Genomic DNA, 17931 nt, shown 5'->3' with positions numbered 1-17931 from the left:
CGCCGGGCCGACCACCGCTAACCTGGGTCGGTGGATGTCCATGAGTCTTTGCTCGAACTGATCGGTGACACCCCGCTGGTCCGGCTGCGCACCCCTGGTGACGACCATTCGGCCCGGCTCTACGCGAAGTTGGAGTACCTGAGCGTCGGCGGCAGCGTCAAGGACCGGATCGCGCTGCGGATGATCGAGGACGCCGAGCGGCGCGGGCTGCTGAAGCCCGGCGGCACGGTGGTCGAGGCCTCTTCCGGCAACACCGGGGTCGGGCTCGCGCTGGTCGCCGCCGCCAAGGGCTACCGGGCGGTGATAGTGATCCCGGACAAGACCAGCGCCGAGAAGGCGGCCACCCTGCGGGCGCTGGGCGCCGAGGTGGTGGTGCGACCGGGGATGCTGCCGATCGACCACCCCGACCAGGTGGTCAACACCGCCACCCGGCTCGCCGCCGAGATCCCGGGCGGCTGGATGGCCGCGCAGTACGACAACCCGGCCAACCCCGAGGCGCACTACGCCACCACCGGGCCGGAGATCTGGCAACAGACCGAGGGCCGGATCACCCACCTGGTCTGCTGCGTGGGCACCGGCGGCACGATCAGCGGCACCGGGCGCTACCTCAAGGAGGTGAGCGGCGGTGGGGTCCGGGTGATCGGCGCGGACCCGGACTCCTCGGTGTACTCCGGCGGGGACGGCCGGCCGTACTTCGTGGAGGCGGCCGGGCGGTGGCGTCACCCGGAGACCCCGGAGGACTGCTGGCCGGCCTCGTTCCACCAGGAGGTGGTGGACGAGATCCTGCCGGTGACCGACCGCGAGTCGATCATGACGATCCGTCGGACCGCCCGTGAGTCCGGCCTGCTGGTCGGCGGTTCGGCCGGGACGGCGCTGGCGGCGGCCCGCCGGGTGGCGGCCGGGCTGGGTCCGGACGACCTGGTGGTGGCGGTGCTGCCGGACTCCGGAAAGCAGTACCTCAGCAAGTACTTCGACGACGGCTGGCTGCTGCGGCTGGGCTTCCTGGACGGCGACCCGGCCACCGTCCGGGTCGCCGACGCGCTGACGGACGGCGAACGCGCCCGGCCGCTGCCGTACCTGCACCGGCACCGCACGGTCGGCGAGGCGCTGGCGGAGCTGCGGGCCCGGGAGGCGGCCGGCGCGGAGCCGGTGCTGCCGGCCGGACCGGCTCCGGTCGGCCCGAGCCGCCGGCCGACGGCGCCCGAACTGGTCGGCGCGGTACGGCTGGTGGAGCTGGACGAGGCCGTGGCGGCGGGCCGGGTCGGGCCGGACCAGTCGCTCGACGAGCAACTCGGCGCGCCGCTGCCGCAGTTCGGCGGCGGCGAGAGCGCCGAGCAGGCGCTGGCCACGCTGCGGTCGGCACCGGACGCGACCGCCGTGGTGCTCCACGACGGCCACGCCGTCGGCCTGGTGACCGAGGAGCAACTGCGCGCGGCACTCGGCAGGCCCTAGGACAGGCCCTAAGCCGGAGCCGCCGCCCGGGCGGTGCGGCGCAGCTGTTCGGCCGCCGGGTCGGGCACCGGAACGGCGGCCAACAGGCGCTGGGTGTAGGGGTGCTGGGGGGACGCGTAGAGGGTGTCGGCGTCCCCCAGCTCGACCAGCCGGCCGCGGTGCAGCACCGCGATCCGGTCGCTCACCTGCCGGACCACCGCCAGGTCGTGCGCGATGAAGACCAGGGTCAGCCCGAACTCGGCCTGTAGTTCGGCCAGTAGCCGCACCACCTGGGCCTGGGTGGAGACGTCCAGCGAGGAGACCGGCTCGTCGCACACCAGCACTCGCGGCCGCAGCACCAACGCCCGGGCGATCCCGACCCGTTGGCGCTGGCCGCCGGAGAGCTCGTGCGGGTAGCGGTCGTACCAGGCCGGGTCCAGGCCGACCCGTTCCAGCAGCTCGCCAACCGTCTGCCGGGCCTCCCGCTCGCCGACCCGCCGCTGCACCCGGAGCGGGTCGGCCACCGCGTCACCGATGGACCGCCGGGGGTTGAGCGAGGAGAGCGGGTCCTGGAAGACCATCTGCAACTCCCGCCGGATCGGCCGTAGTTGCCGCTCGCTCCGGTGTGCCAGGTCGCGGCCGGCGAAGGTGATCCGGCCAGCGGTGGGCTCCAGCAGCCGGACCAGCAGCCGGCCGAGCGTCGTCTTGCCGCTGCCGCTCTCCCCCACCACGCCGAGCGCCTCGCCGCGGCGCAGCGTGAGGTCGATGCCGTCCAGGGCGACCAGCCGTTCGCGCCGGCCGAGCGGGCCACGGGCGGCCCCGGGGTACTCCTTGCGCAGCCCCTCGACGCCGAGCAGCACCTCCCGACCTTCGGGCACCGCCACTCGCTCCCGGACCGCGTCCAACCTCGGTACGGCGGCGACCAGTTCGCGGGTGTACGGCTCACGCGGCGCGCCCAGCAGCCCGGTCACCGCCCCCTCCTCCACCGCCCGCCCGTCCCGCAGCACCAGCACCCGGTCGGTGCTGCCCGCCACCACCCCCAGGTCGTGGGTGACCAGTAGCAGCGCCATGCCCCGCTCGGTGCGCAGCTCGTGCAGCAGGTCCAGGATCTGCGCCTGGACGGTGACGTCCAGCGCGGTGGTCGGCTCGTCCGCGATCAGCAGCTTGGGCTCGCAGGCCAGCGCCATGGCGATCAGCGCCCGCTGGCGCATCCCGCCGGAGAACTCGTGCGGGTGCGCCCGGGCCCGCCGGGCCGGGTCCGGGATCCCGACCCGGTCCAGCACCCGCACCGCCCGTTCCCGGGCCGCCCGTCGGCCGGCGCCGGTGTGCACCCGGTACACCTCGGCGATCTGGTCGCCGATCGACCAGTACGGGTCGAGCGCGGAGAGCGGATCCTGGAAGACCATCGCGGCCCGGGCCCCCCGCAGCGCCCGCAGCTCGGCCTCGCCGGCGGTCAGTACGTCGGTGCCGTCCAGCCGGATCGAGCCGCGCACCTCGGCCCCGGTCGCCCGGTGCAGGCCGAGCAGCGCGGAGGCCACCGTGGACTTGCCCGACCCGGACTCGCCGACCAGCCCGAGCGCCTCGCCCCCGGCCAACCGGAAGGAGAGGTCGTCCACCGCGGTCACCGGCGTCGGCCCGCCGAACCGGACCGTCAGCCCGTCCACCACCAACAGCTCCGTCACCGCAGCACCACCCGGGGGTCGGCCACCGCGTAGAGCACGTCCGCGAGGGCGTTGGCGATCACGATGAAGAAGCCGGCGACCAGCGTGATCCCGACCACCACCGGCAGGTCGACCTTGTCCACCGAGTCCACCAGCAGCCGGCCGATCCCGTCGAACCCGAAGACGGCCTCGGTCAGTTGGGCCCCGCCGAGCAGTCCGCCGAGGTCCATCGCGAGCATCGTGAGCACTGGTGTGAAGGCCGCGCGCAGCGCGTGCCGGACCACGATCCGGCGTTCGGTCAGCCCGTAGGCGCGCCCGGTGCGGATGTGGTCCTCGGCCAGCGTCTCCAGCAGCGAGCTACGGGTCATCCGGGCGTAGCTCGCCGCCGAGACCAGCGCCAGCGAGAGCCAGGGCAGCACCAGGTTGCCGGCCCAGGCCACCGGGTCCTGGGTGAGCGGCACGTAGCTGGGGAACGGCAGCCACTGCAGGTAGGCGCAGCAGAGCATCATCAGCAGCAGCCCGACCAGGAAGACCGGCATCGACATCCCCGCCAGGGTGAGCCCGGTGAGCGCCCGCTCGACGAAGGCGCCGCGGCGCAGCGCCGACAACACCCCGGTGCCCAGGCCCAGCAGCAGCCAGATCACCGCGCCGCCGATCGCCAACGAGGCGTCCAGCGGCAGCCGTTGGGTGATCATGCCGAGCACCGGCTGGTCGGTCTGGAAGGACCAGCCGAAGCAGGGCGCCGCGCAGTGCGTGACGCCGGTGCCCGCGTCGAAGTCGCGGCCGGCCAGCAGGCCGTGCAGGAACGTGGTGTACTGCTGCCAGAGCGGCCGGTCGGTGCCGAGCTGGTGGCGGACCACGGCCAGCCGGGCGCCGTCGCAGCCCTTGCCGCAGACCAGCAGCGCGGGATCGTGCGGGGCCGCGAAGAAGACCAGGTAGACCACCGCGGAGAGGACCAGCATGACGACCAGCGTGCTGACCGCCCGGCGCACCACGAAGCGGATCACACCGCCACCCGCTCCCGTGAACGCGCCCGGCGCAGTCGGGACTTGGCACGCGGGTCGAAGGCGGTGCGAAGGCCCTCGCCGAGCAGGGTGAAGGCCAGCACGGTGCTGAAGAGCAGCACGGAGGGCAACAGCACGTAGGTCGGGTCGGCCAGGTACCAGGTGGTGGCACTGGAGAGCATCTGCCCCCAGGAGGGGGTCGGTGGCCGCACCCCGACCCCGAGGAAGGAGAGCCCGGCCTCCGCCGTGACGTTGCCGGGCAGCAGCACCGCGGCGTAGGTGATCACCGGCGCGGCCAGCGCGGGCAGGATCTCCCGGCGCGCGGTGCGCCAGGCCCGGGCGCCGCTGAGCCGGGCCGCGGCGACGTGGTCGAGCCCGCGCAGGGTGAGCACCTGGCCGCGCACCAGCCGTGCCGTGCCGCCCCAGCCGAGCACGCCGAGGACCAGCATCAGCAGCACCGGCCGGGGAAACGACCCGGGCACCACGGCCATCAGCGAGATCGCGAAGACCAGGCTGGGGAAGGCGATCACCAGGTCCATGGTCCGGCTGAGCAGGGTGTCGGCCACCCGGTTGCCGAGGCCCGCGGCGAGCCCGCAGGCCACCCCGAGCAGCATCTGCACCGCGGTCGCGCCGACCGCGACGGAGAGCGAGATCTGCGCGCCGTAGACCAGCCGGGCCAGCACGTCACGGCCGGTGCCCGGCTCGACGCCGAGCCAGTGCCGGGCACTCACCCCGCCGAACGGGCCGACCGGCACCCCGCCGGTCGCCGAGTCGATCAGGTCGTTGTGGAAGGCCGTCGGGTTCTGCCCCTCCAGCCCGGTGATCAGTGGCGCGGCGGCCGCCGTCAGGACCAGCAGGGCGACCACGCCCAGCGCCGTCATGGCCGCCCGGTCGGCTCGCAGCCGCCGCCACACCGGATGGTTCCCACCCACCTGCCGGCTCCCCTACTTGACCGAGATCCGGGACAGGTCGTACATCCCGTTCCACTCACTGACGTAGGCGTTCTCGACGTCCTTGCCGACCAGCATCTGGTAGATCGGGTGGTAGAGCGGCACGGTCCAGGCCTGCTTGCCGAGTTGGGCGTCCAGTGCCCCCCAGGCCCGGGCCGCCTGGGCCGGGTCGGTGAGCCGGTTGGCGGCGTCGATCTCGGCGTTCACCTGCGGGTCGTCGAGCTGGGCGGAGTTGAAGTTGCCGCCGGCTTCGAGGATCTGTCGGCCGTCGAAGATCGGGGCCAGGAAGGGCCCGCCGGAGGGCCAGTCGGCACCCCACCCTCCGATGAAGAACCCCGGCTCGCTGGACGGCAGTTGGGTCTTGGTCTGGTAGTCGTCGTCGTCCAGCGGGTCGAGCCTGACGGTGATGCCGGCCTTCTGCAGGGCCTGCTGCACCGCGGTGGCGACCGCCGGTCCGGTGTCCCCCGGTGTGGTGGAGTGGGTGAGCGTGATGGTCAGCCCGTTCGGGTAACCCGCCTGTGCCAGCACCTGCTTGGCCTCGGCCGGGTCTCCGCTCGGGCCGGCCGGGAAGTAGTCGTAGGGGGTGTAGCCGAAGGCCGGCTGGTCGGGCAGGAAGGTGGTGGCGGGCTTGGCCAGCGCGCTGCCGCCGACCGCGTTGATCACCGCCTGGCGGTCGACGGCGTACGAGATCGCCTGCCGCACCAGCGGGTTGTCGAAGGGCTGCACCCTGGGGTTGAAGGCCAGGTACTGGGTGGCGCCGAAGTCACCCACCGCGACCCGCCTGCGGAGCGAGGGGTCGCCGTTCAGCCGGGCCAGCACGGTGGCGTCGATGTTGGTGTCGCCGCTGACCGCGCGGGCGTCGTCGCCACTACTGGCCACCAGCCGTTGGTTGATCACCGCCGGGTCGAGCCCCGAGGTGTAGACGATCCTGTCGGGGCAGGCCAGCCGCTGGTCGTCGATGCTCCGGCTCCAGTACGGGTTGCGCTGCAGCACGATGTTCTTGCCACTGTCGTTGCTGACCACCTCGTACGGGCCCGAGGAGATCGGGTGCTTCTGGTAGTCGGTCCCGGTGTCCTTGTCGCGCGGCACCGGGGCGAACTGGGTGGCGGTGGCCAGGTACGGGAAGTCGCCCTCGGGCTTGGTGAGTCTGAAGACGATCGTGGCGCTGTCGGGTGTCTCGATCGAGGCCAGGTCGCCACCACCGTTGTAGGGCCCCTGGTACTGCTCGCCGCCGACCAGCCAGTCCCGCAGGTACGGTGGCCCGCCCGGCAGTTGCGGCGAGAAGGAGCGCTCGATCCCGTACTTGATGTCCTGCGTGGTGATCGGGGTGCCGTCCTCGTACTTCAGCCCCGGCCGCAGGTGGTAGGTCCAGACCGTCGCGTCCTGGCTGGGCTCGCCGGTGTCGGTGGCGAGGTCCGGCACCACCCGGGCGCTCTCCGGCCCGCCGGTGGTGTGGTCGCGGGTGGTCAGGGTGCGGAAGACCAGGGTCGGCACCTTGCCGCCGCCGGAGGTGTAGAGCTCGGCGGGGTCGAACTTGCCCTGCCCGTTCTGCGCCAGCACGGTCAGCGTCCCGCCCTGGCAGGTGGCGGCGTCGAAGGCGGTGTCGGACGCACCGGCGCCACCGCCGTGGCCGCAGGCCGTGGCGAGCCCGACCAGTGCGACGAACCCGGCGGCCGCGGCCACCACCCTGCGCATGCTCATGAACACCTCTTGGGGACGGCCCGGTTGACCACGGCGGTCCGGTCGACCACAACCGGACAGGGACATGACGAAGACTCTGCGGGGCCGAAGCGGAGCGGTCAAGACCGCCGGATGATCTGCCACACGCCCGCAACAGGAGGACACCGGAGAACATCAAGTGGCTGAAAGACCACCCTGGTTGAGCCCGGCCGAGACGATTACCGTCGGGGGGACCGGCTCACCGCCAGGAGGATCGATGTCCCTCGACCACAGCGAAGCGCCCGCCGATACCCCGTTGATGCCGCTGCACTGTCTGCGGCGGACCCCGCCGGGCCCGCCCGTCCTCGCCACCCTGCGCACCGGCACGCCGGTCTGGGTCGCCCGGCGGCACGCGGACGTCCGGCAGGTGCTCACCGACCCGCGGCTCGGCCGCGCGGGGCTCTACGCGCCCGACGCGCCCGCCCTGACCCCCTATCCGAACCTGGTCGACGACCCCGAGGGCATGCTCAACCTGGACGGCCCCGAGCACCAGCGGCTGCGCCGCACCGTGCAGCGGGCCTTCACACCGCGCGCCATCGCCCGCTGGCGCCCCTGGGTGGCCTCGGTGGTCGAGGACCTGCTGAACGACCTCACCGACTCCGGGCAGCCCGCCGACCTGGTGGCCGCCTTCACCCGTCCGCTGCCGATCGCGGTGATCAGCCGGCTGATGGGCCTGGACGGGCTGGACCTCAAGCGACTCGGCCACTGGAGCGACCACGCGCTCTCCGCCACCGCGCACAGCGCCGAGGCGGTCCAGGAGGCGCTGGCCGAGTTCGGGGCCTTCTCCACCGCGCTGATCGCCGAGCGGCGCGCCGAGCCGGGGGACGACCTGGTCAGCAGCTTGGTCCAGGCCGCCGACGAGACCGGCGAGGTGACCGAGCAGCAGCTGGTGCTGCTGGTCTGCGGTCTGGTGGTGGCCGGCCACGAGACCACCATGACCTCGCTCGGCAACGCCCTGGTCTACCTGCTGACCGAGGCCCGGTCGGACTGGCAGCGGCTGGCGGCCGGCGAGGCGGAGGCCTCGGCGGCGGCCGAGCAGCTGCTGCGGACCATCCCACTGGGCGACCAGCTGACCACGCCCGGCCTGCTCCGGCGCGCCAACGAGGACGTCGAGATCGGCGGGGTGACCATCCCCGCCGGCAGCGTGGTGGCCGCCGACGCCGGCGCCGCCAACCTGGACCCGAAGGTCTACCCGACCGGGCTCGAGGGCGATCTGTTCGCGCCGCTGCCCGCCCCGAGCCTGACCTTCGGTGCCGGACCGCACCACTGCCTGGGCGCCTGGCTGGCCCGGATGGAGCTGGAACTGGCGCTGCACCGGCTCGCCCGCCGGCTGCCCGGGCTGCGGCTGACCGGGCCGCCCGAGCGGATCGAGTGGCGGCGCGGACTGCTCACCCGCAGCCCGCTGACCCTGCCGGCCGCCTGGTGAGCGCGGGCCGGGAGCCGGCCCTGGTGGTCCGGGTGGACCGGGGGCGCTGCGTGGGGACCGGGCTGTGCGCGGCCACCGCGCCCGCCGACCTGACGCTCGGCGAGGACGGCCGGGCGCACCCCCGCCGCGAGCTCACCACCGCCGCCGAGGAGGTCACCGAGGCGGCCGAGCTCTGCCCGATGGAGGCGATCGCCGTCCATCGGGCGGACACCGGGGAGCTGGTCGCGCCCACCTGGTGACCGGGGTGCGGGGCTCTCCCTGGGCGGCCCCGCACCCCGGCAGGTCAGCGGAAGTCGCTCACCGAGCCGTTCGGACGGCCGGTCAACCCGCTGACCGGCAGCCCGGTCCGCCGCCCCGGCGCCGGCAGCCGGCCGGCTCCGCCGACCAGCGGCAGGTGCAGCGCCGAGTTCGCCAGGTCCACAGTGACGGTCGGGGTGGTGTCCGGCGGGTCGATCAGCCCGTTGTCGGTCCCGGCCACGATCAGCGCCAGCCGGTGGCCGGCCGGCACCACGTGGTCGGTACTCGCCAGCTGCAGCGTGATGGTGTACGGCTGACCGGGCGTGAGCGTCACCCCGTGGTCCAGCGAGGCGTAGTGCCCCAGGTCGGCCCAGCCACGGCTGAACACCGTCTCGTCCACCTGGGTGGTGTCGGCCGCGGTGTCCAGGAAGCAGGCGCTGTCGCCGGCGGTGCTCTCACCCCAGCAGGAGCGGGTGGTCAGCGTGCTGATGCCCTCGCCGGCGCCCTGGTAGTTCCGGATCGTGGCCGGCCCGAGGTCCACCAGCACCGCGCTGAGGTGCGCGCTGGTGGTGGAGGGCGTGACGGTCAGGGTGACCGAGCCGGTGCCGGACATCCGCAGGTCCCGGGTGAGCGGCCCGGTGGTGAAGGCGGTCTTCTCCGGCGTGTTCTGGTCCACCTCGGCGGCCCAGGTGTTCTCGCCCTTGCCGGGGTCGTCGGTGAAGGAGACCGTGCCGCTGCCGGCCGGCGCGCCGAGCACGCCCGGGCCGAGCGCGAGGGTGCTGGTGACCGTGCCCGGCGCGGGCCAGCTCGCGTCGGTGCTCCACTGGTCGGGCGCCCGCTCGATGTCCGCCATCGGAGCGTTCTGGATCCCGTTGTCCACGCCCAGCAGGTAGTGGTCAAACCAGCTGTGCAGGGTGTTCACCCAGTCGGCGCGCCGGTAGTCGAACGGGTCGACGTGTCCGGTCTCGGAGAGCCAGATCTTCCGCTGCACCCCGTCGGCCGCCAGCGCGTTCCACCACTGGCCGAAGTTGATGGTTCGAACGTTCAGGTCCTGCATGCCGTGCACCACGAAGACGCTGGCCTTCACCTTCTTCGCCGCGGCCACGTAGTCGCGCTGCTGCCAGAGTGAGGTCCAGTCGCCGTCGTACGGCGCGCCGGCGGCGAGCTGCCGCTGCTCGGCGCCGCACTTGCCGCTGGCGCTCTGGCTCTCCACCTCGCCGGCCAGGTCGGCGGGGGTGCCGCTGTAGAGCGGCGCGCCCTGCGAGCGGTAGTAGTCGTACCAGGAGCTGATCGCCGAGATCGGCACGATGGTCTTCAGCCCGGCCACCCCGGTCGCGGCGACCCCGTTGGCGATGGTGCCGTCCCAGGACTTGCCGATCATGCCGACCGTGCCGTTGGCCCAGCCCGCCTTGACCGTGCTGCCGCCGGTGAGCGCGCTGTACCCGGTGGCCCGGCCGTTCAGCCAGTCGATGACCGCCTTGGCCGAGTCGACGTCAGACTGGCCACCGACGTCCACGCAGCCGTTCGAGCGGTTGGTCCCGGCCAGGTCGACCAGCACCACGGCGTAGCCGCGCGGCACGAAGTAGTTGTCGTAGAAGAGCGGGAACTGGACCGGGTGACCCTGGCTGTCGTAGGTCTTCACCTGGTTCTCGTTGCCGCGCCCGCAGCACGAGTAGTACGGGCTGGCGTCCATGATGACCGGGACCTTCTGGCCGGCCTTGGCGGGTTCGCTGGGCCGAATGATGTCGGCGGCCACCCGATCGTGGTGACCGGCGCCGTCGGTGTCGAGTCCGGTGTCGACCCAGACGGTCTCCCGGACGGCGTTGGCATAGGAGTAGACGGGCTGACTGGCGCCATCGCGGACGGCGCTCGCGTGGGCCGAGGCGGGCGCGACCAGTGAGGCTGCGAGCCCGAGCAGGAGGGTGGCGAGGACGGCCACCAGGCGTGAGCGACGGAGTATCACGAGCTGCACATTACCCGGACATGTCAATACCGACCCGTCAGACCCCCCTTCGGAACATCCGTTGCCACCCACCCGCCGAGGCCGGCGAGTTGGCCACCATCGGAATCAACTATCAAATGCCCCAAGGACGTTGCGGATCACCGGGGAACACGGCGCCGCCGCGACCCCTGCGGGTCGCGGCGGCGATCCCAACTCCCTTGCTACATGAGCGGATAGCTGCGGTGTCCGGAGGCCTCGTCGATCTCGCCGTGCGCCTTCTCGAACAACTGCTTGGCGAGATCCTGCAGCGCCCTGGCCGCCGCGATCTCCTCCCCGACCCTTGGCTGCGACATGTCGGACGGGTGACGACTGGTGTAGCCGTGGGCGCGCAGTTCGGTCCCGTCCTGCAGTCGGACCATCGCCGCGGCCCGGGTCTTGTTGTCGACCTCGTCGAACTCCAGCTCGATGTGCCATCCGATCAGCGTGTGCATCATCGCGTTCACCTCCTGAGGTACCTCTCCAGCGTGCGCCGTCGCCGCGTCAGACGCCAGGGACCACTCGCCCCACCCCCACCCGGGTGACCCAGACGATCCGTTCTCCGACGGAGCGTCACACGTTTGCACGCTCCGCAGTGGCGGAGCGACCGAGCGTGATTAACGGTGGTCAAAGCGCCACCCGGGACTTCCCTCAGGCCGACGACCGTCGCCGACCCGGGAGTGCTGCGAAAGGATTCGACTCATGCGTCGTGTACGTCAGCTCGCCGCCGCAACGATGATCGCTGCCGCTCTGGGAATGGCCGCCCCGGCCGCCTTCGCCGACGACCCGGGTGCCAAGAGCGACCAGAAGGTAAGCAACAGCCAGGACGATATGAAGGCCGGCGACCACAACAGCGGTCGTGACAACGACAACGGTCGTGACGACGACAACGGTCGTGACAACGACAACGGCAAGAGCAAGGGCAACGAGGGCAAGGGCAACGAGGGCCGGGGCAGCGAGGGCCGGGGTGGCGAGGGCCGCGAGGAGCACGGCGGCCACGACCACGGCCGTGAGGACCACGGCGGCGACCGTGACCGCTGCGACCACGGCGGCGACCGTGGCGGCCGTGGGGGCGACCGCGGTGAGCGCGGTGGCGACCGCGGTGGCGACCGTGGCGGCGACCGCTGCGACCACCGTCGTCCGCACGGTGGCGTCCACACCGGTGGTGGCTTCGCGGCCGTCGGTGGCGACCACAGCCTGGCCACCGGCAGTGCCCTGCTCGCCGGCGGTGTCGGTGTCGGTGTCCTGGCGCTCCGCCGCCGCAAGTCGAACGGCGCGGCCATCTGATCCGTCCGTTGGTCCGGCGGAACTCTGACGTCTCGCGCGCCGTGCCCCTCGGGGTTCGGCGCGCGGGGCGCGCTTCCATTTCACACCCCGGTACTCCCGGGATCCCCCGCACAGAAAGGCGCCTGCCTTGCCCAAGCAGCCTGCGGGGCCCGACGGGGCCTCGCCCCGCTACGAGCCGATGAGCCGCCTGCGCCGGTGCTCGCTGGTCGTCGCCATACTGGCCAGCGTGCTCGGCGTCTTCATGATCCACCAGTCGCTCGGCACCGCCGCGCCGCTGCTGCCCCGGCCGCCCGCGGTGGCCGACCAGAGCTCGCAGTCGGCCGAGCCCAGCGCCTCCGGCGTCCCCGGCACGGCCGAACCCGCCGTTCCCGAGCCTCCCCTGCCCGCCCCGGCCGCCCCTGACCCGGCCGCCCCTGACCCGGCTGCCGCCGACCCGGCCGAGCCGGAGCAGCCCGGCCCCGCACTCGCCGCGCCGGGCACCCGTCCGACCCGCCTGGTCATCCCGCAGATCAGCGTCAACGCGCCGTTCACCGGGCTGGACCTGGACGCCGCCGGCGGACTCGCCCCACCCCCGTCGAACGACACCAACCTGGTCGGCTGGTACCAGGGCGGAGCGATCCCCGGTGACCCCGGCGCGGCCATCGTGCTCGGCCACGTCGACACCAAGACCTCCCCCGCCGTCTTCTGGGGTCTGAGCGCGCTGGCCAAGGGCAACACCCTCGACATCGTCCGGAGCGACGGCGTCACCGCCACCTTCACGGTGGACGGCACCGAGATCTTCAAGAAGGACAACTTCCCCAACGACCGCGTCTACAAGGACACTCCCGACCCCCAGCTCCGCCTGATCACCTGCGGCGGCTCGTACGACAAGGGCAAGAAGGACTACACCTCCAACGTGGTGGTCTTCGCCCACCTCACCGGCCTGCGCTCGCCCTGAGCACCAGAGCCGGTCCGTACAGGCGCATGCCACGGCTTGTCCGCCGCGGCACGCGCCTGTTCCGTGTGCCGGGGCCTACCGTCGGGGCCCCACGCTGCGAGAGGCGGTCCCCCATGAACTGGCTGATCCACGACTACCGCGAGGACGACCTCGCCACCGTCGTCCACCTGATCGACAGCACGGCCGAGCTGGGACAGGAGTCGGTCTTCTCGCTGGCCGAGTGCATCGACGCGCTCACCTCCCGACAGCCGGCCGTGGTCGCGGTCCACGAGGGCGCGGCGGTCGGCGCGGCGCTGGCCTGCGTCGCCGGCGAGCGGGCCTGGGTGATGCGGATCGCCATCGCGCCGGCCTGGCGCGGCCTCGGTCTGGCCAGCGCGCTGCTGCGCGAGCTGGAGCGACGGCTGGTCACCCTGCGGGTGCGCCGGATCGCCTACGTGCTGCCGGTGGAGGAACTGCTCGGCGAGGGCCTGCGCAACGCCGGCTACACCCGGCGCCCGGCGGCGGCCTACTTCGAGAAGGCCGAACCGGCCGGCGGCCCGTCCCGGGACGTGCTGGACGAGCTGGGCGGTCGGCTGCTGCCGGGCGACCTGTGGCAGCAGGTGGCCGGGATGACCTCGGAGAAGGAGCTGATCGAGCGTCGGATCGTGCTCCCGCTGGCCGAGCCCGCGCTGGCCGCCCGGCACGGCGTGCGACCGCCGCGCTCGATCGCCCTGTTCGGCCCGCCCGGCACCGGCAAGACCACCTTCGCCCGGGCCGTCGCCTCCCGGCTCGGCTGGCCGTTCGTCGAGCTGCTGCCGTCCCGGCTGGCCGACCAGGGCAACCTGGCGGCGGCGCTGCGCGAGGCCTTCGCCCGGATCGCCGAACTGGAACGGGTGCTGGTCTTCATCGACGAGGTCGAGGAGATCGCCCCGGCCCGCGGCGAGCAGCCGCAGGGCGTGGCGCACGGGATCACCAACGAGCTGCTGAAGATCATCCCCGGTTTCCGCGAGCGGGACGAGCGGCTGCTGGTCTGCGCCACCAACTCGGTCCGCTCGCTGGACCCGGCCTTCCTGCGCCCGGGCCGGTTCGACTACCTGATCCCGATCGGCACCCCGGACCCGGCGGCCCGCGCGGCGATGTGGCGACGGCACGCGGCCGGCCGGGCGGGCGTGGACATCGACGCACTGGTCGTGGCGAGCGAGCTGTTCACCCCGGCGGACATCGAGTACGCGGCCCGCGGCGCCGCCCAGACCGCCTTCGAGCGTGACCTGGCCCGGCCGACCCCCGGCCCGGTCGAGGCGGCCGGCGCGACCACCGAGGACTACCTGGTCGCGATCGAGCGGTGCCGACCGACCGTCACCCCGGCCATGGTCGACGCGTTCACCGCCGACATCGCCACGTACGCGCGGATCTGACGGAATCCGAGCGGATCCTCCGGTTCTCCACTCCGTCGGACCAGTCGGGTGGCAAGCTGGCGGTCACTCAGGACACCACCCGGGCCGCCGGGGAGGCCCGCCGGCATCCCGGTGTCCCGGTTTCCCGGAGGAGGCCGCCGATGACCCACCCGTCCGCCGCGCCCGCCTGGCTCGCCGACGCCGTGCTCTACCAGGTCTACCCGCAGAGCTACGCGGACTCCGACGGCGACGGCATCGGTGACCTGCCCGGCCTGACCGCGCGGCTGGACCACCTGGCCTGGCTCGGGGTCACCGCGGTCTGGCTCAGCCCGTGCTTCAGCTCCGAGTTCGGCGACGCGGGCTACGACGTGGACGACTACCTGACCATCGCCCCGCGCTACGGCACCCGGGACGACCTGGCCGCGCTGGTCGAGGCCGCCCGGACGCGCGGCATCCGGGTGCTGCTCGACCTGGTGCCGGGGCACACCTCACACCGCCACCCGTGGTTCCAGCAGGCCGCCCACGACCCGACCGACCAGCGCTACATCTGGTCGGACAGGATCACCGCCCCGGTCGGCGAGTGGATCCCCAACCAGGGCCGGCGTGGCGGCTTCTACCGCGCCAACTTCTATCCGATCCAGCCCGCGCTGAACTACGGCTACGCCCGGCCCGACCCCGCCGAGCCCTGGCGGCAACCGGTGGACGCACCAGGACCGCGGGCCAACCGGGCCGCGCTGCGGGCCGTCATGGCGCACTGGTTCGACCTCGGGGTGGCCGGCTTCCGGGTCGACATGGCGCACTCGCTGGTCAAGGACGACCCGGGCCGCCGGGAGACCGCCGCGCTCTGGCGGGAGATGCGGTCCTGGCTGGACACCCACCACCCCGACCGGGTGCTGCTCGCCGAGTGGGGCGATCCGGCGCTCTCCGTCCCGGCCGGGCTGCACGCCGACTTCTTCCTGCACTTCACCGGCCGCGGGATGCGCTCGCTCTGGGACAACGGGACTGGCAGTCAAGGTAGTTGGGCGCACGGTGAACCCTGCTACTTCGACCCCGAGGGGCGCGGCTCGGCGGACGAGTTCGTGGCCGCCTGGCAGCAGGCCGACGCGGCGATCCAGGGCCGCGGACTGGTCGCGCTGCCCACCGCCAACCACGACTTCTCCCGGCTGACCTGCGGCCCGCGCACCCGCGACCAGGTCGCCCCGGCGTTCGCCCTGCTGCTCAGCTGGCCCACCCTGCCGGTGATCTACTACGGCGACGAGATCGGCATGCGGTTCCTGCCGGGACTGCCGGAGAAGGAGGGCAGTCAGCTCGGCACCGAACAGCGGCAGGGCTCGCGCACCCCGATGCAGTGGGACTCCAGCGCCAACGCCGGCTTCTCCGGCGCTCCCGCCGACCGCCTCTACCTGCCGCTCGACCCCGATCCCGGTCGCCCGACGGTGGCCGAGCAGCGCGCGGCGACCGGCTCGCTGCTCTGGCACGTCCAGCGGCTGATCGAGCTGCGCCGCCGCACACCCGCCCTCGGCACCGGCGCGGGCGTCGAAGTCCTGCACAGCGGCTACCCGTTGGCCTACCTGCGCGGCGGCGACCACCTGGTGGTGCTCAACCCGCGCCGGGACGGAGCGCAACTCCGGCTCGACAAGAGGCTGTTGGGGAGTGCGGCGGAGCCACTGGCGGTGCACGGCGTGGAGTTGCGCGACGGGACGGTCCGGGCCGACGGCTTCTCGTACGGAATCTTCCGATTGTGAGGGAAGAGCAACGCCGGACGGCCGAGATCGTGCCCGAAAGGGCTGTCGCTCACCCAGGCTAACGTCATATCATGATTAGCAGCTGATATGAAGCAGCTCCCAGAGCCGGTCCGAGCGGCCCGATCCCCCGACGGGCGGTCCGGGCCCTCGCCGGGCTGCGCCGGCCCAACCCCGACGCAGCCCGGCACCCACCCCACCTCCACCGGTCGGCCCGCGCCGAATCGCCGAGTCCAGCCACCCTTCCTAAGCTGACCGCGATGACACTCGACCGGCGCAGCGTTCTGCGCTCCACCGCCCAGCTGGCCGCCCTCGCCGCGGCCGGCGGACTGTTGTCCGACTGCGGCCCGAAGGCCGCACCGGCACAGCAGTCCATACCCGCTGACCCGTCGGTGCCCGCACGCCCCTTCACCCCGGCCGCCCCGGCACCCGCGGCAGCCGGCCACCCCGCCGACCCGCTCTTCGGCGCGAGCCCCGCCGGTCACGCCACCGAGGGCGCGACAGCCCACCCGTTCGCACCGGGCGGCCCCTCCGCGTCACCGTCCTCCCAGCCGACGCAGCCGACGCAGCCGTCGCCGGCCGGCCAGCCGAGCCAGCCCCCGCTGGCCCCGGGCACCCCGGTCCAGGTGGTCAACGGTCCGCGCACCCGTCCACAGGTCGCGCTGACCTTCCACGGCCAGGGCGATCCCGACCTGGCCACCGCCCTGCTGGAGACCGCCGAGCAGCACGGCGCCCGGCTGACCGTGCTGGCCGTCGGCACCTGGCTGGACGAACAGCCGCAGATGGCCAAGCGGGTCCTGGACGGCGGCCACGAGCTGGGCAACCACACCCTCAACCACCTCGACATCAACGGCCTGCCGCCGGAGCGGGCCTTCCAGGAGATATCCGGCTGCGCGGACCGGCTGCGCGCGCTGACCGGCTCGACAGGCCGCTGGTTCCGACCCTCCGCCGCGCAGTTCGCCTCCGACGAGGTGCTGCGGCAGGCCCGGCTGGTGGGCTACCAGTACTGCCTCTCCTACGACCTCGACCCGATCGACTACTCCGACCCCGGCGCCGACGCCGTCGAGGACCGGGTGCTCGACACCATCCGAGCCGGCTCGATCGTGGCCCTGCACATGGGCCACCCGGGCACCCTGGAGGCGCTGCCGGCCATCCTGGACGGACTGGCCGACCGCGGCCTCACCGCGGTGACCGCCAGCCGGCTCTGCTCCTGACCCGTCCGGTCATCCCTCCCCGTCCCCCAGCGGGTCATCCGGGCCGTACGGGCGCAGGCGCAGTGTCCGGGCGTCCCGCTCGCGGATCTCCGCGGCCCGGGCGAGCAGCTGCTCCAGGTCGTCCCGCCCGGCGTGGACGAACCGACCGTGCAGCGCGTCGAACCGCCCCCGGGCGGCGTCCACCGTGACCGCCACCATGTACGGCAGGCTGTTCCACTCCTTCCGGTCCGCGAACATCGGCATCCCGGCCGTCATGTCGCTGGCCACCGCGCCCGGGCTGATGTCCAGCACCACCACACCGTGCGCGGCGAGCGAGTCGGCGATGTTGTCGGACAGCCGCAGCAGGGCGCCCTTGGAGGTCGCGTACGCCGTGTAGCGGCCGTCCGGGCGCAGCGCGAAGCCCGAGTTGAGGTTGATCACCCGCCCGCCGCGGCGCTCCACCATGCCCGGCAGCACCTGGCGCAGGAGGTTGAACGGGCCGCGCAGGTTGACCTCCACCACCTGCCACCACTGGGCCGGGTCCACCTCCCAGAGCGGCAGCTCGGCACGGTCGACCTGGCCTGCGTTGTTGACCAGCAGGTCGATCGGGCCGAGGTCGCGCTCGACGGTCCGGACCGCCTCGCGCACCTGGCCCGGCCGGGTCACGTCAGCCGCCACCGCGACCCCCCGGACACCCTGCCGCACGCACTCCCGCAGGGTCTCCACCAGGGTCTCCTGGGTCCGGCCGAGCAGCCCGAGCGCCATTCCCTCGGCGGCCAGGCCGAGCGCGATCTCCCGCCCGATCCCCCGGCCGGCCCCGGTCACCAGGCCGACCTGGCCCTCCAGCGTCCCACTGCGCATCGCCGCTCCCTGAACCCCGCCGACCGGCGCCCCGAGCGCCCGTGCAGGCGGCCAGCATGGCGGGTCGGGTCGGACGGCCGTCCCCGGGCACACGGGTGCGCCGACCCTCCTCATCCGAACGGCCGAAGCCGG

15 protein-coding genes are annotated in these 17931 nt (G+C 73.3%); 8 read left to right on the top strand and 7 right to left on the bottom strand.

Going from position 1 to position 17931, the window contains the following annotated elements; genetic code table 11:
• Positions 1-30 precede the first annotated feature (30 nt).
• On the top strand, positions 31-1452 hold the full coding sequence (locus tag ACIGXM_RS26675) for a pyridoxal-phosphate dependent enzyme (RefSeq protein ID WP_396565076.1): 1422 nt from the start codon (positions 31-33) through the stop codon (positions 1450-1452).
• Between the two features lie 8 nt (positions 1453-1460).
• Here ACIGXM_RS26675 and ACIGXM_RS26670 read toward each other — a convergent pair whose 3' ends face one another.
• From ACIGXM_RS26670 to ACIGXM_RS26655, 4 genes are read right to left on the bottom strand one after another with little or no spacing between them, the layout of a single operon-like run.
• Positions 1461-3113: an ABC transporter ATP-binding protein gene (locus ACIGXM_RS26670; RefSeq protein WP_396565075.1), complete on the bottom strand. Its 1653-nt coding sequence runs from the start codon at positions 3111-3113 to the stop codon at positions 1461-1463.
• Positions 3110-4099 carry an ABC transporter permease gene (locus ACIGXM_RS26665; RefSeq protein ID WP_396565073.1) on the bottom strand — a complete coding sequence of 330 codons (990 nt, stop codon included), beginning with the start codon at positions 4097-4099 and terminating at the stop codon, positions 3110-3112. The genes ACIGXM_RS26670 and ACIGXM_RS26665 overlap by 4 nt, the downstream gene beginning before the upstream one ends.
• The gene (locus tag ACIGXM_RS26660) at positions 4096-5028 is read right to left on the bottom strand and encodes an ABC transporter permease (protein ID WP_396565071.1); all 933 of its coding nucleotides are present in this window, start codon (positions 5026-5028) and stop codon (positions 4096-4098) included. The genes ACIGXM_RS26665 and ACIGXM_RS26660 overlap by 4 nt, the downstream gene beginning before the upstream one ends.
• A gap of 12 nt (positions 5029-5040) precedes the next feature.
• On the bottom strand, positions 5041-6747 hold the full coding sequence (locus ACIGXM_RS26655; protein WP_396565069.1) for an ABC transporter substrate-binding protein: 1707 nt from the start codon (positions 6745-6747) through the stop codon (positions 5041-5043).
• Positions 6748-6982: 235 nt separating this feature from the next.
• On the opposite strand from ACIGXM_RS26655, the gene ACIGXM_RS26650 reads away from it, so the two are divergent.
• Both ACIGXM_RS26650 and ACIGXM_RS26645 read left to right on the top strand, forming a co-directional pair.
• Positions 6983-8191: a cytochrome P450 gene (locus ACIGXM_RS26650; protein WP_396565067.1), complete on the top strand. Its 1209-nt coding sequence runs from the start codon at positions 6983-6985 to the stop codon at positions 8189-8191.
• A complete protein-coding gene (locus ACIGXM_RS26645) occupies positions 8188-8430 on the top strand; it encodes a ferredoxin (RefSeq protein ID WP_396565065.1) in 243 nt (80 codons plus the stop codon). Before ACIGXM_RS26650 ends, ACIGXM_RS26645 begins: the two co-directional genes overlap by 4 nt.
• Before the next feature lie 44 nt (positions 8431-8474).
• Here ACIGXM_RS26645 and ACIGXM_RS26640 read toward each other — a convergent pair whose 3' ends face one another.
• Together ACIGXM_RS26640 and ACIGXM_RS26635 are read right to left on the bottom strand one after the other, a co-directional pair.
• Positions 8475-10391: a Xaa-Pro dipeptidyl-peptidase gene (locus tag ACIGXM_RS26640; RefSeq protein ID WP_396565063.1), complete on the bottom strand. Its 1917-nt coding sequence runs from the start codon at positions 10389-10391 to the stop codon at positions 8475-8477.
• Between the two features lie 200 nt (positions 10392-10591).
• A complete protein-coding gene (locus ACIGXM_RS26635) occupies positions 10592-10864 on the bottom strand; it encodes a DUF1876 domain-containing protein (RefSeq protein ID WP_396565061.1) in 273 nt (90 codons plus the stop codon).
• Between the two features lie 244 nt (positions 10865-11108).
• On the opposite strand from ACIGXM_RS26635, the gene ACIGXM_RS26630 reads away from it, so the two are divergent.
• From ACIGXM_RS26630 to ACIGXM_RS26610, 5 genes are all read left to right on the top strand, one after another.
• The gene (locus ACIGXM_RS26630; protein WP_396565059.1) at positions 11109-11693 is read left to right on the top strand and encodes a hypothetical protein; all 585 of its coding nucleotides are present in this window, start codon (positions 11109-11111) and stop codon (positions 11691-11693) included.
• A gap of 127 nt (positions 11694-11820) precedes the next feature.
• Positions 11821-12630 (top strand): class F sortase, encoded by an 810-nt coding sequence (locus ACIGXM_RS26625; RefSeq protein WP_396565057.1) that lies wholly within the window; start codon positions 11821-11823, stop codon positions 12628-12630.
• Between the two features lie 113 nt (positions 12631-12743).
• Positions 12744-14024, top strand: coding sequence for an ATP-binding protein (locus tag ACIGXM_RS26620; RefSeq protein WP_396565056.1), 1281 nt, complete (start codon positions 12744-12746; stop codon positions 14022-14024).
• Between the two features lie 140 nt (positions 14025-14164).
• Positions 14165-15748 carry an alpha-amylase family glycosyl hydrolase gene (locus ACIGXM_RS26615; protein ID WP_396565054.1) on the top strand — a complete coding sequence of 528 codons (1584 nt, stop codon included), beginning with the start codon at positions 14165-14167 and terminating at the stop codon, positions 15746-15748.
• A 257-nt stretch (positions 15749-16005) separates the two neighbouring features.
• Positions 16006-16959 (top strand): polysaccharide deacetylase family protein, encoded by a 954-nt coding sequence (locus ACIGXM_RS26610; protein WP_396565052.1) that lies wholly within the window; start codon positions 16006-16008, stop codon positions 16957-16959.
• 9 nt (positions 16960-16968) lie between these two features.
• Here the strand turns inward: ACIGXM_RS26610 and ACIGXM_RS26605 are convergent, their stop codons facing one another.
• Positions 16969-17799, bottom strand: coding sequence for an SDR family NAD(P)-dependent oxidoreductase (locus ACIGXM_RS26605; protein WP_396565051.1), 831 nt, complete (start codon positions 17797-17799; stop codon positions 16969-16971).
• Positions 17800-17931 lie beyond the last annotated feature (132 nt).

Source organism: Kitasatospora sp. NPDC052896 (genome assembly GCF_044547075.1).
GTDB lineage: Bacteria > Actinomycetota > Actinomycetes > Streptomycetales > Streptomycetaceae > Kitasatospora.
The sequence above is the reverse complement of the archived record's forward strand: the minus strand, read 5'-3'. Positions and strand labels throughout refer to the sequence as shown.